Here is a 15,616-nt window from a genome sequence, read left to right on the forward strand (position 1 = left end):
GGTCGCCGCTCCGGCAAAGGTGCACCATGGGTCATGCCCAGCCTGCCGCCACCCCCGCATAGCCTCGTGAATCTGGACGCCACCCGCGAACGGTTTGGCCCCGAACGGGTGGTTCTCCTGACCGAGATGGCCTATACGGGGGATCCCCTGGCCGACGCCGTTACCCAAGAGCTGCGCGCCGGCGGCGAGACGGCGCGGCGCGCCCTTGACCTGGGACTCCACCACGGCGCCGCCTTTCTGGACGACCGCTTTCCGGCATTGCGGTCCCTGCTGGCGCAGGCCGAGGCCGACCCGCCCTGGCTGGACCGGGCCCGGCTCGCGCGCGGCTCGGAGGCCTACCTCGCCATCGGCAACGTCTGGATCACGCTGTCGCTCGGACCCGGCTCGCTGACGCATACCTACAGCTCGCCCAGCATCGCGCGGGTGCTCGTGCGGACGGCCAACCTGACCCGGATGGCCCGGCGGCGCATCGTCGAGACGGGGGTGTGGAACATCGAAACCGCGCTGCCCGGCGGCCTGGAACGGGGCGCGGCCGGCTATGTCCATAATCTCCAGGTGCGGCTGCTGCACGCCGGGGTGCGGGCCAGCCTGCGTACGCGTGGCTGGGACGACCGCGAGACCGGCGCGCCCATCAACCAGGTCGAGATGGCGCGCACCTGGCTGGATTTCACCTACGTGCCCTTCCGGGCATTGGGAGCCTTCGGCATCACCTTCAGCCGCGCCGAGCTGGACGACCTGTACCACTTCTGGCGCTACGTCGCGCACCTGCTGGGCGTGGACCCCCGGCTGTACGGCGACGTGACGGGGCAGGATCAGGCCGGAGAACTGCTCGCCCTCATCAACGGCACGATGGAGCCGGCCACCGACGACACCCGGCGCCTGACGCGCGAGATGCTCGTGGCAGTCGCGGGGTTGCTCGAACCCAGCCTGCGCCTGCCGCTCCCGCTGCTGCTGGACCTCACGCATGCGCTGGCACGGCAACTGCACGGTGACGCGCTGGCCGATCGCCTGGAAATCCGTCGGCCGCCCATCCGCCACGCGCTGCCACTGTTCACGCTCGCCAACCGCGTGCGCCGCGCTCACGAACGCCTCTCACCCGGGCAGCGGGCAGGGGCCATCCGGGCGACGGTGGCCTACTTCCGGGAGCAGCTCGCCGCGCTGGAAGGGCCAACCACCTACCAGCGCCCTGCCGGGGACCAGCCGCCCTGCCGGTAACGCAGGAGCCCCCCGCCCAGCTCTGAGAGCCCAGCCATAAGAAAAGCCCCCACCCGTTTCCAGGTCGGGGCTTCGCTTCAGGCCCGGGTACGGGCCGTCGGCACAGGCTTTAGTCGTCGTAGCCGAGGGTGGTAGGCGTGCCCCCACGGCTGTCGTCGTAGCGTTGGGTGCCGGTAACGGCGTCGTTGCTTACGCTGCCCTCGCCGTACTTCTCCAGCGTGCGCTCGTCGGCCACCTGCATGTCACGGACCGTGATCAGACCGGTACCGGCCGGGATCAGCTTGCCGAGAATCACGTTTTCCTTCAGGCCGATCAGGTCGTCCACCTGGCCGCGCATAGAGGCTTCGGTGAGGACGTGGGTCGTGTGCTGGAAGCTCGCCGCCGACAGCCACGACTTGGTGGTCAGGCTGCTCTTGGTGATGCCCAGCAGCACCGGCTTCCAGCTCGCGGGGTTCTGGCCCTCGGGCAGGGCGTCGTTGGCGCCGTCTACCTCCCAGCGCTCGACGGTCTGGCCTTCGAGCAGCGTGGTGTCGCCACCGTCGGTGATCTCGACCCAGCGCAGCATCTGCCGCACGATGATCTCGATGTGCTTGTCATGCACCTTCACGCCCTGCGAGCGGTACACGCGCTGCACTTCCTCGACGAGGTAACGCTGCGCGGCGTCACTGTCCTTGTACAGGAGCAGGTCGTGCGGGTTGATCGCTCCGCGCGTCAGCGGCTGGCCGGCTTCGACCTGTTCGCCGTCCTTCACGGTCATGCGCAGCGCCTTGCCGATCTTGGTGGCCGTCTTGGAGCTGTACTGCTCGTCCTCGGCCTCGATGCGCACGAGGTAACGCTCTTCTTCCTCTTCGATACGCACCACGCCGTCACGGTCGGCCACGACAGCCTGGGTCTTGGGCTTGCGCGCTTCGAACAGCTCAATCACGCGGGGCAGACCCATCGTGATGTCGCCGCCGCCTGCGATACCGCCGGTGTGGAAGGTACGCATGGTGAGCTGCGTGCCGGGCTCGCCGATCGACTCGGCCGCCACCACGCCCACCGCTTCCCCCATCGAGACGGGCTTGGCCTGCGAGAGGTCGTAGCCGTAGCACTTCTGGCACACGCCGGCCTTGACGCGGCAGTTCAGCGGGGTCCGCACGTACACTTCGCCCAGCGCCTTGGCGTCCTTGGTGATGGCCTTGACGTCTTCGAGCGAGATCATCTCGCCTTCGGGAATCACGCGGCCGTCACTGAGCTGCACGTCGGCCGTCAGGGTGCGGCCGTAGATCGAGGTCTCGATCTCGCTGCCCTTGCGGCTGCGCCACTCGCCGGTGCGGTCGTCGGTCGCGCCCAGGGGCATGACGGTGGAGTCGGTGGTTCCGCAGTCCACGTCGCGCACGACCACTTCGTGAGCCACGTCCACCAGCTTACGGGTCAGGTAACCCGAGTCGGCCGTACGCAGCGCGGTGTCGGCGCCGCCCTTACGTGCCCCGTGGGTCGAGATGAAGTACTCGGCCACGGTCAGGCCTTCGCGGAAGCTCGCCTTGATCGGCACTTCGATGGTCGAGCCGTCAGGGCGGGCCATCAGGCCGCGCATCCCGGCCAGCTGACGGATCTGCTGGGGGTTACCACGGGCGCCCGACTGGCTCATGATCCACAGCGGGTTGAAGGGGTAGTTCTGGCTGAAGTTCTCGAACACCGCGTTCTTCACTTCGTCGGTGGTGTCGTTCCACAGCTGCACGACCTGCTTGTAGCGCTCTTCTTCGGTCATGAAGCCGAACTCGTAGTTCTGCTCGATTTCCTTGAGCTTCAGGTCGGCTTCGGCCAGCAGTTCGGGTTTATTGGGGGGCAAGACGATGTCGTCAATGCCGATGGTGATGCCCGAGGTCGTGGACAGCTTGAAGCCGCTGTCCTTGAGGCCGTCGAGCAGGCCAGCGGTCGCCTCGATCCCGAGCTGCTTGAAGCAGGCCATGACCATGTCCTTGAGGCTGTCCTTCTCGTAGGTCGTGTTCAGGTCGAACAGGTCGTCCACGAGGTGCGCCTGGTTGCCCAGGGCTTCCTGCACGATGCGGCGGAAGCTGACGCGCCCGGCGCTCGTGTCGTGCACGGCCCCGTTCAGGCGGATACGCACGTGGTCCTGGTTGTCGATCTCGCCGCGCTCGACGGCCATGACGGCCTCGTCGGGTGAGGAGAAGACGTATTTCAGGCGGCCGGGGCTGGTCTCGGCGCCCCGCACCATGACGGGGCTGTTGAGGCTGAGCTTGCCCTCGCCGTAGGCCGTGAGCACGTCGTTCTCGCTGGCGAACTCGCTGCCGGCACCCAGGGTGTCGCGGCGCAGCTGGGTCAGCGTGAAGATGCCGAGGATGATGTCGCGGCTGGGCTTGACGTTCGGCTCGCCGTTGGCGGGCGAGAGCAGGTTGTGCGACGCCAGCATCTGGATGCGGGCTTCGGCCTGCGCCTGTGCCGAGAGCGGGACGTGAATCGCCATCTGGTCGCCGTCGAAGTCGGCGTTGAAGGCTTCACAGACCAGCGGGTGCAGCTGGATGCTCTGGCCTTCGACCAGGACCGGCTCGAACGCCTGGATGCCGAGGCGGTGCAGGGTCGGCGCGCGGTTGAGCAGCACGACCTTGTCCTCGATCACTTCTTCCAGGGCGTCCCACACGCTGTCGCGGGTGTCGCGGTAGCGCTCGAGCATCTTGCGGGCCTGCTTGATGTTCGTGACTTCGCCCTTTTCTTCGAGCACCTTGAACAGGAAGGGCTTGAAGAGTTCGAGCGCCATGCGCTTGGGCACTCCGCACTGGTGCAGGCGGAGCTGCGGGCCGACCACGATGACCGAGCGGCCCGAGTAGTCCACGCGCTTGCCCAGCAGGTTCTGGCGGAACCGGCCCTGCTTGCCGCCGAGCAGGTCGGTCAGCGAGCGCAGCGCGCGGTCGCTGCCGGGGTTGGTCACGGGGCTGCCGCGCCGGCCGTTGTCGATCAGCGCGTCCACCGCTTCCTGCAACATGCGCTTCTCGTTGCGGATGATCATGTCGGGCGCGCCCTGACCGATCAGCTTCTTGAGACGATTGTTGCGGTTGATCAGGCGGCGGTACAGGTCGTTGAGATCCGAGGTCGCGAAACGGCCACCGTCCACCTGCACCATCGGGCGCAGATCGGGCGGCATCACCGGCACGGTGTTGAGGATCATCCACGAGGGCGCGTTGCCGCTCGACTTGAACGAACGGGTCACTTCCAGGCGCTTGCGGGCCTTGGCGCGCTTGTGGCGCGACGAGTCCTTCATCTGTTCGCTCAGCTCGGCTTCGAGTTCGTCGAGGTCAAGATCATCGAGCAGTTCCTTGACGGCTTCGGCGCCCATCTTGGCCTCGAAGTCGTAGGACTCGATCACGCGGACCTGCTTGCGCACGAGGTCGATCTCGATGCGGCCCGAGATCTCGCTGCGCAACTCTCCGGCGTCGGCCAGGTCTTCGCCCGGCTCCACGCGGTCACCGTTCACGACGAGCGGCTCGTCGTTGTACGTATACACCTTGGCCTTGCTGACGATCACGCTGGCGGGCGCGTGCAGGGTGATGACCCCGTCGGCCTCAGCGATGATCTCCTCTTCCTTGTCGATGGCCCCGATGACCTTCTGGCCCTTGCGCACGTCGCTGCCGTCGCCGACGAGCACGTGCATCGTGGGGTTGATGGGGTACTCGGCGCGGCGGGTCCAGTGCGCCGTGACGGTCACGTCGCCCTTCTTCTTGGGCAGAGTGACGCCCGAGAGGCTGGAGTCGCGGCTCACGCGCAGGCGCTGGCCGCTCTTGGCCTCGGCCAGCACGGCGCCGGCGTCCACGATCTCGCCGTAGACCACCTGCACGTCCATGCCGTGCGGCACGTACACGCGCGCCAGCACTTCGCCCAGGGGCGCGGCTTCTTCCTCTTCACCGGTCGCAGCAACCTGCTCGCGCAGTTCCACCATGACCGAGTCCTCGCCCATCTCGTGCAGGTACACGGTGCCGGCCACGGGGGCCGTGAACTGCACGTCCTGTTCCAGCTCGGCCAGAATCTCGCCGGCACGGAAGGTTTCCTGCTCGACGACCGCGCCCTCGGGCAGCGGCAGGTTCGCCTCGACCTTCTCGGCGTAGGCGATCTCGGCGCGGCGCGGGAAGCGGTACTGCGCCAGGCCGTCCATCTTGCTCACGACGTTGCCGCCCAGGATCTGGCCGCGCGTCACGTACTCGCCGTCACGGATGACCGCTTCCTGGCCGCCGGGGATGGTGTAGGTCTCCTGGCGACCGAACCGCAGTTCGCGGTACTCGTCGTCCGAGAGCAGTTCGCCGCGCTTGAGCGGGCGGCCGTCCTTCTGGGCGTTCAGGGCGTTGGTCACCAGGAACGAGCTGAAGTACAGCACCTTCTCGAGCTGGCCGGCCGACAGGTCGAGCAGCGTGCCGACCTTGCTGGGGGCGTCCTTGACATACCAGATGTGCGCGGCCGGGGTTGCGAGGTCGATGTGGCCCATGCGGTAACGCCGGACCTTGCTGCTCGTCACCTCGACGCCGCAGCGCTCGCAGACCTTGCCCTCGTAGCGCTGGCGCTTGTACTTCCCGCAGGCGCACTCGTAGTCCTTGATCGGCCCGAAGATGCGCTCGTCGAAGAGGCCCTCGCGCTCGGGCTTCAGGGTGCGGTAGTTGATGGTCTCGGGCTTTTCGACTTCGCCGAACGACCACTCACGGATCTTGTCGGGCGAAGCGATGGCGATACGAACTTTGCTGAAATCTTTCAAAGCAGTTGCTCCTTGGATGGGAGGCCTGGGGGCGGGGCGGCGGGGGAGAGGCGCCCACTCGGGGCGAGGCCTCTCCCGGACGCCGGCCTCAGCGCTTGGGCATCATGCCTTCGAAGATGTCGACCGGCTTGTCGCTGCCGTCGAGCACTTCGACATTCAGGCCCAGCGAGTGCAGTTCCTTGACGAGCACCTTGAAGGACTCGGGAATCGTGCTGCCCGACACTTCCTCGCCCTTGACGATGCTCTGGTACGCGGCGTCGCGGCCGTCGATATCGTCGGACTTGATGGTCAGCATTTCCTGCAAGACGTGCGCCGCGCCGTAAGCTTCGAGCGCCCACACTTCCATCTCGCCGAAGCGCTGGCCACCGAACTGGGCCTTACCACCGAGCGGCTGCTGGGTGATGAGGCTGTAGGGGCCGGTCGAGCGGGCGTGCAGCTTGTCTTCCACCATGTGGTAGAGCTTCATGACGTACATGGTGCCGACCACCACAGGGCCGCTGATCGGCTCGCCGCTGCGTCCGTCGTACAGGATGCTCTTGCCGGTGCGCGCCAGGCTCATCTGTGCGGTTTCGTAGTCGCCACGCGGCTCGGCCACCACGCCGGTCTTGCCCGCTCGGTCGAGCACTTCCTGCTCGCGCTTGTCGAGTTCGAAACCTTCGTCCTTGCGCTTCTGGAGCCGTTCAGCCGCCGCCACCTCGAGCATTTCCTTGATGGTCGCCTCGGTCACCGAGTCGAACACCGGGGTCTCGAACTTCTGGCCGGTCAGGCGGGCTACTTCGCCCAGGTGGGTTTCGAGAATCTGGCCGAGGTTCATGCGCGAGGGCACGCCCAGCGGGTTGAACACGAGGTCGACGGGGGTGCCGTCTTCCAGGTAGGGCATGTCTTCAGGGGGCAGGATCTTGGAGACGACGCCCTTGTTGCCGTGGCGGTTGGCCACCTTGTCGCCCACCTGAAGCTGACGCTTCTGGGCCACGTACACGCGCACCATCTCGCGCACGCCGGGCTTGAGGTCCACGCCCTCGTCGCCGCGGCGGAAGCGCACGGTCTTGACGACGATGCCGCCCTGACCCGACTGCACGCGCAGTGAGGTGTCCTTCACTTCACGGGCCTTCTCGCCGAAGATCGAACGCAGCAGTCTCTCTTCGGGAGTGGGTTCCGACTCACCCTTGAAGCTGGTCTTGCCGACCAGGATGTCGCCGGGCTTGACCTCGGCGCCCACGCGCACGATGCCGTCCTCGTCGAGGTCGCGCAGGGCGGCCTCACTGAGTCCCGGAATGTCGCGGGTGATCTTTTCCGGCCCGAGCTTGGTGTCGCGCGCTTCGATCTCGTCTTTTTCGATGTGCACCGAGGTGTAGTAGTCCTTGCGGACCAGGCCCTCACTGATGCAGATCGCGTCTTCGAAGTTGAAGCCGTCGAAGGGCATGATGGCGATGGTGATGTTCTGCCCGAGCGCCAGGCGGCCGAGGTCCGAGGCGGGGCCATCGGCGATGACCTGACCGGCCGTGACCGTGTCACCGATGTTCACGATGGGACGCTGGTCGAGGTTGGTGCCCTGGTTGCTGCGGGTGAAGCGCACGAGCTCGAAGGTACGGATGTTCCCGGCGTTTAGGTGCTGCGCGGGCGCGTCTTCGGTCAGGGTGACCTGGATGACGCGGGCGTCCACGTAGCTCACGCGGCCGGCCACGTCGCTCACGACGCTCGTGCCCGAGTCGGTCACGACGCGGCGCTCGACGCCCGTGCCTACGGCGGGGCTGTCGGCGCGTACGAGGGGCACGGCCTGCGACTGCATGTTGGAACCCATGAGCGCGCGGTTGGCGTCGTCGTGCTCCAGGAAGGGAATCAGGGAGGTGTTGATGGAAACGATCTGCTTCGGACTGACGTCCATGTACTCGACTTCAGTCGGGTCGTATAGCAGGGGATCGCCCTTCTTACGGGCCAGCACGCGCTCCTCGGCGAAGGTACCGTCGTCGTTCAGGGCGCTGTTGGCCTGCGCGATCACGTAACGGTCCTCGATGTCGGCCGTCATGTACTCGACGTTGTCGCTGACCTTGCCGTCCTGGGCTTTGCGGTAGGGCGCCATGATGAAGCCCAGGTCGTTGACCTTCGCGTAGCTGCTGAGGGACGAGATCAGGCCGATGTTCGCGCCTTCAGGTGTCTCGATCGGGCAGATCCGGCCGTAGTGTGTCCGGTGCACGTCGCGCACGTCGAAGCCGGCGCGCTCACGGGTCAGGCCGCCCGGCCCCAGGGCCGAGATGCGGCGCTTGTGGCGCAGGTCCGACAGCGGGTTGGTCTGGTCCTTGAACTGGCTGAGCTGGCTGCGCCCGAAGAACTCGCGCATGGCCGCCACAATGGGGCGGTTGTTCACGAGCTTGGTGGGGGTGGCGGCGTCGGGGTTGCCCAGCAGCATACGCTCACGTACACCACGTGCCATACGGCCCATACCTACGCGCAGCTGGTCGGCCAGCAGTTCGCCCACCGTCCGCACGCGGCGGTTGCCGAGGTGGTCGATGTCGTCGGCGTGCACGGGCACGGGGTTCGACACGCCGTCCTCGTCCGCACCGATGGTCACGGTGTCCTGGCCCTGCTGAAGCGCCATGAGGTAACGGATGGTGTCCACCAGGCCGGCGTCGCTGAACTTGCCGTCGGTAAACGTCAGCAGCGTGCGCTCGGGACGGTTGACGCCCAGCTTGGTGTTCATCTTGAAGCGGCCGGGTTCGCCCAGGTCGTAGCGGCGGGGGTCGGCCAGCAGGCCGTAGAGGTACTGCACGGCCTTGTCTCGCTTGGGCGGATCACCGGGACGAAGCACCGTGAACAGGCGCAGCAGGGCTTCGTCGGCGCCCATCCCCGCGCTCTTGTCCTCGGCCTGCTCGGCCTCGGGGCCGAATTCGCTGAACAGCGTGCGCAGGCTCGCGTCGTCGTAGCCCAGCACGCGCAGCAGCATCGCCACGGGGAACTTGCGCTTGTTGACCTTCATTTCCAGCACGCCGGCGTTGTACTCCAGCTCGATCCACGGGCCACGCTTGGGCATGGGGATGATCGCAGCCGTGTACAGGCGCTTGATGCCCTTGTAGCTGCTCGTGAAGTACACGCCGGGGCTACGGTGGATCTGCGAGATCACGACGCGGTCGGCGCCGTTGATCACGAAGGAACCGTCCTTGGTCATCAGCGGCAGGTCGCCCAGGAACACCTGGTCTTCCTTGATGAGGCCCGAGTCCTTATGGATGAGCTGAAGCTTGGCGTACATCGGGGCCTGGTAGGTCAGGTCCTTCTCGCGGCACTCTTCCGGGGTGTAGGGCGGCTCACCCAGACGGTATTCCAGGTAGTCGAGCACCAGACCCGTCGAGCGGCCCTTCTCGGTCTCGTCAATGGGAAAGACTTCCTTGAACGCGCTCTGGAGGCCGCTGTCGGCCCGCCGGTCGGGGGCGCGGTCTGCCTGCAGGAAGGCGCGGAAGGAGTTGACCTGCACTTCAGTCAGATTGGGAAGCGGGATGACTTCGGTGATTTCACCGAACCGCTCAATGCGTGGGGGCGTATGGTTCGACGTCATTCACACCTCTGCGCCAGATGATGCTGGCCCGCGTCTTCTCTGGGCATTCCAAAAGACGCGGGCGAGACACAGGCCCCATTGGCCGTGTCCCGAATGTGTTGCTCAGTTGTGAAGTCCGGCTGATTGCAAGGAACTCCTGCCCAACCCATCATGGTCGGCCACAGGGAAGTATACGTCCTTCACGGTATTCCTGTCAAATTTTGTCGAGTTTCATATCGTACGGTGGCAACAGACCGTCACGCTTGAGCATGAAGGGAACCGCAGGGCCAGATCCCGGCGTGTCCTGCGGCTCTCAAGCGCGGCCGATAGACTGGTTCCGTGGAGTTTCTGCAACCCTACCTGCCCGTCATTTTCACTGTGCTGCGCGTCCTGGCGGTGGTTAGTCTGGTACACGCCATCGTCACCCGGCAGCAGCTCTACTGGATGTTCATGTTGGGCTTCGGGGCCCTGCTCGGCAGCGTCTTCGGGCTGCTGGGCACGTTGGCCTACGTTTTTCTGGTACTCGTGCCGTCGCTGCGCAGTGGAGGGCAGCGGGCCAGCCGCGCCGTACAGTCGGGCCTGGAGGCCATCAAGCCGCTCGACACCCGCATCCGTGAGGCGCAGGAACGTCTGGGCGAGAGCGACACGCTGGCCCACCGCAGCGACCTTGCGGCCCTGCTGGCCCGTGGGGGCCGCGAAGCCGAGGCACAGGCGACCCTCGACCCGCTGCTCCGCGGAATCTACGCCGACGATCCGGTGGTGCTGCTTACCAGTGCCGAACTTGATCTCGCCCGGCAGCAACCCGCGCAGGCCGAGGACCGACTTTCCCGCGTGGATCTCAGGACGAGCGCGGCGACGCGCACGCGCACCTTGACTCTGCTGGCCCAGGCCCAGGCGGCGCAGGGCAAGCCGGAGGCCGACGCCACCTACCGCGAGGCGATGACGGCCTCCACCACGGAGGAGCCGCGTGCCCGTTACGCCGCGTATCTCGCTGCCCAGGGCCGCGCGGCGGAGGCGCGGACGCTTCTGGACGCCATGTCGAAGACCGAGGCCAAGGCGACGGCCCTCTACCGCCGCCAGGAACGCGACTGGTTCGCCTTGGCGGCAGAAGTCCGGCGCGAACTGAAATGAAAAGCAAACCCCCACCCGCACTCCGGGTGGGGGGCTGGAAGTCCAGCTTACCAGCGGTCGTCGCGGCGGGGGCGGTCGTTGTAGGCAGGCGCCGGAGCGGCCTTGGTCACCACGATGCTCTTGGCCTGGGGCCCCTTGCCGTTCTGGCCCGGTTCGATCTCGAATTCGACTTCGTCGCCTTCGTTGAGCTTCTTGAACCCCTGGGCCTGGATAGCGCTGAAGTGCGCGAACACGTCGGCGCTGCCTTCCGTCTCGATGAATCCGAAGCCCTTCTCTGCGTTGAACCACTTCACTCTACCTGTTGCCATCTTGATTCTCCTTGCCCCCACCAACAACCGGACGTTCCTGTGATCGGACCCGGTCCGTCCGTTTTGGATCTGCGCTGGCGTTGAACCCCGACAGGATAGGGGAAGGACATTCCGGTAAAACGCGACTCTAGTCACAATTTTTCTGGAGCCGATGAGGACTTCCCAAGGCCAGTCTTCGCCTGCGAGAAATGAAAAACCCCAACCCGGCCGTGAGGCACAGGTTGGGGCGCACTCCGGCGCGTTGAGACTTACTTCAGTTCGACGCGGGCGCCAGCAGCTTCGAGCTGGGCCTTGAACTTCTCGGCGTCGTCCTTGCTGACGGCTTCCTTGACGGCGCCGCCCTTCTCGCTCAGGTCCTTCGCTTCCTTCAGGCCCAGGCCCGTGATGGCGCGCAGTTCCTTAATGACGTTGATCTTGCTCGAGCCGGCGTCCACCAGCACGACGTCGAACTCGGTCTTCTCTTCAACGGCAGCGGCCGGGCCAGCCGAGGCGGGGCCAGCGGCGACGGCGGCGGTGACGCCCCAGGTTTCCTTCAGACCGTCGATGAGGTCCGCGAGTTCCATGATGGTGAGCTGGCCGAGCTGGTCGATAAGAGCCTGTTTGTCGTAAGCCATGATGTGTTCCTCCTGAACTGAGATGGTGATGCGTGTGGTGCTGTGAAGGGAAGAGGTGACCGGCGCTTAAGCGCTCTGGCCCTCGCCTTCGAGTTTTTCGCGGTAGGCTTCGAGGATACCCACAAAGCTGCTGAGGTGAGCGCTGAGCACACCGACCAGTTCGCCCTGCAGGCTCTGCTTGCTGCCGAGGCTGGCGAGACGTTCGACGATACGCACGTCAACCTTCTTGCCTTCGACGAAGCCGCCCTTGATGGCCGGGATGCCCCGGTCGTTGCCCTTTGCCGCGTCGCTGAGGGCCTTGGCAACCCCGGCGGGGTCTTCATGGGCCAGCACGAGGGCGCTGGGGCCTTTCAGGGCGTCCGTGAAGTCACGGCCATTTTCCTGAAGGGCGATGTTGATCAGGGTGTTCTTGGCAACGATAAGCTGCCCACCCTTCTCACGGATGTCTTTACGCAGTTTGCCCAGCTGGCCGGCGCTCAGTCCTTGGTAGTCGACAACATAGAAGGTGTCGACGCCCGAGAGGCTGCTCTTGAGGCCGCTGAGGTCCTGCAGGTTCTTTTCGTTCGCCACGCGTGACCTCCTTGGTGGTGAACGAGGTCCAGGTGCAACAACTTTTCGCAGCCTGGCAACTCGGCGGGATGTTTAAACCTGGCAAGGGTCCCTGCTGTCTTTGGTGCCTGAATAAGGGCGGATTGGAAAGGTGCGAAAAGCCGCACCGGGGTGCCGAAAGAAAGCCGGCTCAGGGTGGAGCGGCCCGGAGGTGGGCCGCTCCGGCCGGACTCAGGCCAGGGCCTGCGCGCCCAGGGTCAGCGGAATGCTGGGGCCCATGGTCGTGGTCAGGTAGGCGCTGCGCAGGAACACGCCCTTGGCGCTGCCGGGCTTGGCAGCTTCGAGAGCGGAGATCAGCGCGGCGTAGTTGGCCGTGAGATTGCCCGCGTCGAAGCTGGCCTTGCCGATGGGCGCGTGGACGACGCCGGTCTTGTCGTTACGGAACTCGATGCGGCCAGCCTTGAGGCCGCGCACCATGCCCGTCACGTCGGGACCGACAGTCCCGCTGCGGGGGTTGGGAAGCAGACCGCGCGGCCCGAGCAGACGCGCGAGCTTCTGGCCGACCTGCGCCATCACGTCGGGCGTCGCCACCACGGCGTCGAACTCCATGAAGCCGCCGGCGATGCGGTCGATCAGCTCGTCGCCGCCGACGATGTCCGCGCCCGCCGCTTCCGCAGCCTGCACGTTGTCGCCCTTGGTGATCACGGCGACGCGCACGGTGCGGCCGGTGCCGTGAGGCAGAGCCACGGTGCCGCGCACCGTCTGGTCACTCTTGCGGGGGTCGATGCCGAGGCGGAAGTGCACTTCCACGGTCTCGTCGAACTTGGCGGTGGCCAGTTCGCGCACCAGGGCGGCGGCTTCGTCAATGCTGTACTGCTTGTCGCGGTTGACCTTTTCGATCAGGGCGCGGTAACGCTTGCCGTGCTTAGGCATGGGGATTCCCCTCGATGGTCACGCCCATGCTGCGGGCGGTGCCGGCGACCGTCTGTGCGGCGGCTTCGACGCTGCCCGCGTTCAGGTCGGGCATCTTGGTCTTGGCGATTTCCAGAACCTGGTCCCAGTCGAGCTTGCCGACCTTGGCCTTGTTGGGGGTCGGGCTGCCCTTCTGCAGGCCGGCGGCCTTACGGATCAGGTAGCTCATGGGAGGGGTCTTGGTGATGAACGTGAAGCTGCGATCGGCGTAGATGGTGATCTCGACGGGGATGATCGCGTCACCCTTGTCGGCCGTCTGCGCATTGAACGCCTTCGTGAACTCCATGATGTTGGCGCCGTACTGACCCAGCGCGGGGCCGACGGGCGGCGCCGGCGTGGCCTTGCCCGCCGGGAGTTGGAGCTTGACCAGCCCTGTAATCTTCTTCATGCCTGTTCCTCCTTAGCTCCCCCGCTGCCTGCGCTGCGCAGGGGCCGCGCGGCGTGGGGTGCTGACGCTAAGTTCCGTGCTCCACAAAAGAGCACAGCAACTTTTCGATTTTACAATGCCTGGGCCTGTCTGCCTAGTGGGCAGACGGACTCAGCGCGCGACCTGCGCGAAGTCCAGTTCGACCGGCGTCTCGCGGCCGAAGATGCTGACAAGCACCTTGACCTTCGACTGCGACATGTTGACCTCGCTGACCACGCCGCTGAAGTCGGCGAACGGCCCGCTGGTCACGCGGACCATATCGCCTGCCTTGAAGTTGATCTTCACGCGCGGCGCTTCCTCGACCTGCGGCTGCGCCGCCACGCCGACTGAGGCCAGCAGACGCTGCACTTCGTCCTGTGAAAGCGGGACGGGGCGCGTCGCCGTACCCACGAAGCCCGTCACGCCGCCGGTGCCGCGCACGACTTCCCAGGACTCGCCGAGTTCGCCCGGCGCGTCGTCGTCCTCGATGTCCATCTGCACGAAGACGTAACCGGGAAACAGCTTGCGCTTGACGGTGACCTTCTTGCCGCCTTCCTGAATCTCGACGGCGTCCTCGGTCGGCTGAAGCACCTGGAAGATCTTGGTGTAGAACATGCCGAGCTTTCTGGCCCGGTCCATCAGTTGTTCCTGTACGCGGTCTTCCTGACCCACGTACGTATGAACGGCGTACCACTCGATGCTCATGCCTGACTCCTCATCCGCTGGTCCGGCAACGGCTTATCGCAGGCCCAGTGCGGCGTTGATCCCGCTGGTGAACAGCAGGTCCATCACCCAGACGATCACGGTGAGGGCCACCACAAAGATCAGCACGGCCTGGGTGCCTTCGAGCACCTGCTGGCGGCTGGGCCATGAGACCTTGCCCAACTCCGCGCGGGCGTCCTTGAAATACTGCGCAATGTTCATGACCTTCTCCTGTGGGCGACTGGCACGTGGGCGCAGTACGCCCGGAGACGCCTGCCCGGCCGCGCGAAACTGCCGGCCGTACAAGCGTCTCAGGATGGGATTAGATCTTCTTCTCGCGGAAGACCACGTGCTTCTTGGCGACGGGGTCGTACTTGCGCAGTTCCATCTTGGCCTGCGTGTTGCGGCGGTTCTTGGTCGTGGTGTAGTAGAAGCCCGTGCCGGCGCTGCTTTCCATCTTCACGATGATGCGGGGTCCGTCCTTAGCCATGGTGTTACTCCTTTCGCAGCCGGCTTTCCCGAGGAAAAGACCCGCGCTGCTCCCAGCGCCCGCCTGGGCGGGTTCTCTTCGCTGGTAAAAACCCGCCTTCTGGCGGGCAACATTTCGATTATAGGCAATCGTGCTCCGCCTGTCCAGCCGCCGCGCCTCAGTCCGGCGTCCTGGCAGCCTCCGTGACTGGCAGACCGGTGGGAAAACCGTCGATGCTCACGCGATTCTTGAGCTGCCGGTATTCCTGAAGCCCTTCCGGTGTCCTGCTCTTGGCCCAGACGTTCAATTCCTCCCGCTGTTCGCGGTAGTCCAGCCGGGGGACCGCCATGCCGCAGGAGGTCTGGACTAGATCGAGGTCAAGGACAAAGACCTGCCGCATGCCCGGCAGGGCAGGGAAGAGGGCTGCCCACTCCGCCCAGTCGGGAGAGTCGGGCTGGACCGTGCGGGCCTGCCCGTACAGTCGCAGGATCAGGGGGGGCCCTTCAAAGGCGCAGAACATCAGGGCCATGCGTGGGTGCTGGAGCAGGTGCGCGGCCGTCTCGTTGCCGCTGCCCGTTACGTTGAGCCACGCCACCCGGGAGGGTCCCATCACGCGCAGGCTGTCTAGGCCCTTGGGAGATAGGTTGACCCGGCCGTTCGGCGCGGCCGTGCCCACGAAGAACATCGGCTGCCGCCCGATAAAGTCTTGTAGCGCCGGGGTGAGGGCGAGAAGCTGCTTGGCCATAGGGTATGTTCGCATGCCGTGGCAGGTCAGCAAACAAAAAAAGAGGCCCCGTCGGGGCCTCTTGTGGCCGCATCAGCGGCCAGGTTCGGAACTTACTCCAGGACCTTGGAGACGACGCCGGCGCCGACGGTGCGGCCCCCCTCGCGGATGGCGAAGCGCAGGCCTTCTTCCATGGCGATCGGCTTGATCAGCTCGACGACGAAGGTCACGTTATCGCCGGGCATCACCATTTCCACGCCTT

The 15,616-nt window shown here is 65.7% G+C and carries 13 protein-coding genes and 1 pseudogene; 2 read left to right on the top strand and 12 right to left on the bottom strand.

Annotated features, from left to right (window positions below):
- The first annotated feature begins 33 nt into the window (after window positions 1-33).
- Complete coding sequence (locus tag ASF71_RS16405) at window positions 34-1,215, top strand: oxygenase MpaB family protein (RefSeq protein ID WP_056302249.1); 1,182 nt, start codon at window positions 34-36, stop codon at window positions 1,213-1,215.
- A 109-nt stretch (window positions 1,216-1,324) separates the two neighbouring features.
- On the opposite strand, the gene ASF71_RS16410 is transcribed toward ASF71_RS16405, so the two are convergent.
- Complete coding sequence (locus ASF71_RS16410; protein WP_056302250.1) at window positions 1,325-5,953, bottom strand: DNA-directed RNA polymerase subunit beta'; 4,629 nt, start codon at window positions 5,951-5,953, stop codon at window positions 1,325-1,327.
- A gap of 88 nt (window positions 5,954-6,041) precedes the next feature.
- A complete protein-coding gene (locus ASF71_RS16415; protein WP_056302251.1) occupies window positions 6,042-9,500 on the bottom strand; it encodes a DNA-directed RNA polymerase subunit beta in 3,459 nt (1,152 codons plus the stop codon).
- 318 nt (window positions 9,501-9,818) lie between these two features.
- On the opposite strand from ASF71_RS16415, the gene ASF71_RS16420 reads away from it, so the two are divergent.
- Window positions 9,819-10,610 carry a hypothetical protein gene (locus tag ASF71_RS16420; RefSeq protein ID WP_056302252.1) on the top strand — a complete coding sequence of 264 codons (792 nt, stop codon included), beginning with the start codon at window positions 9,819-9,821 and terminating at the stop codon, window positions 10,608-10,610.
- Between the two features lie 47 nt (window positions 10,611-10,657).
- On the opposite strand, the gene ASF71_RS16425 is transcribed toward ASF71_RS16420, so the two are convergent.
- The 10 genes and pseudogenes from ASF71_RS16425 to tuf all read right to left on the bottom strand — a co-directional run.
- Complete coding sequence (locus tag ASF71_RS16425) at window positions 10,658-10,918, bottom strand: cold-shock protein (protein WP_056302253.1); 261 nt, start codon at window positions 10,916-10,918, stop codon at window positions 10,658-10,660.
- A 248-nt stretch (window positions 10,919-11,166) separates the two neighbouring features.
- Complete coding sequence (rplL, locus tag ASF71_RS16430; RefSeq protein WP_056302254.1) at window positions 11,167-11,532, bottom strand: 50S ribosomal protein L7/L12; 366 nt, start codon at window positions 11,530-11,532, stop codon at window positions 11,167-11,169.
- Window positions 11,533-11,598: 66 nt separating this feature from the next.
- A complete protein-coding gene (gene rplJ / locus ASF71_RS16435; RefSeq protein WP_056302255.1) occupies window positions 11,599-12,102 on the bottom strand; it encodes a 50S ribosomal protein L10 in 504 nt (167 codons plus the stop codon).
- Between the two features lie 210 nt (window positions 12,103-12,312).
- Entirely contained in the window at window positions 12,313-13,014 is a 702-nt protein-coding gene (gene rplA, locus ASF71_RS16440; protein ID WP_056302256.1) for a 50S ribosomal protein L1, read from the bottom strand.
- Window positions 13,007-13,441 carry a 50S ribosomal protein L11 gene (gene rplK / locus ASF71_RS16445; RefSeq protein WP_056302257.1) on the bottom strand — a complete coding sequence of 145 codons (435 nt, stop codon included), beginning with the start codon at window positions 13,439-13,441 and terminating at the stop codon, window positions 13,007-13,009. The genes rplA and rplK overlap by 8 nt, the downstream gene beginning before the upstream one ends.
- A 150-nt stretch (window positions 13,442-13,591) precedes the next feature.
- A complete protein-coding gene (gene nusG / locus ASF71_RS16450) occupies window positions 13,592-14,164 on the bottom strand; it encodes a transcription termination/antitermination protein NusG (protein ID WP_056302258.1) in 573 nt (190 codons plus the stop codon).
- Window positions 14,165-14,197: 33 nt separating this feature from the next.
- Window positions 14,198-14,383: a preprotein translocase subunit SecE gene (gene secE / locus ASF71_RS16455; RefSeq protein ID WP_056302259.1), complete on the bottom strand. Its 186-nt coding sequence runs from the start codon at window positions 14,381-14,383 to the stop codon at window positions 14,198-14,200.
- A 100-nt stretch (window positions 14,384-14,483) separates the two neighbouring features.
- Window positions 14,484-14,651: a 50S ribosomal protein L33 gene (rpmG, locus tag ASF71_RS16460; RefSeq protein ID WP_056302260.1), complete on the bottom strand. Its 168-nt coding sequence runs from the start codon at window positions 14,649-14,651 to the stop codon at window positions 14,484-14,486.
- Window positions 14,652-14,808: 157 nt separating this feature from the next.
- On the bottom strand, window positions 14,809-15,390 hold the full coding sequence (locus ASF71_RS16465) for a pyridoxamine 5'-phosphate oxidase family protein (RefSeq protein ID WP_235514543.1): 582 nt from the start codon (window positions 15,388-15,390) through the stop codon (window positions 14,809-14,811).
- 77 nt (window positions 15,391-15,467) lie between these two features.
- Window positions 15,468-15,616 (bottom strand): annotated as a pseudogene (gene tuf / locus ASF71_RS23045) (elongation factor Tu); the annotation flags it as partial.

This window comes from Deinococcus sp. Leaf326 (assembly GCF_001424185.1).
Classification (GTDB): Bacteria; Deinococcota; Deinococci; order Deinococcales; family Deinococcaceae; genus Deinococcus.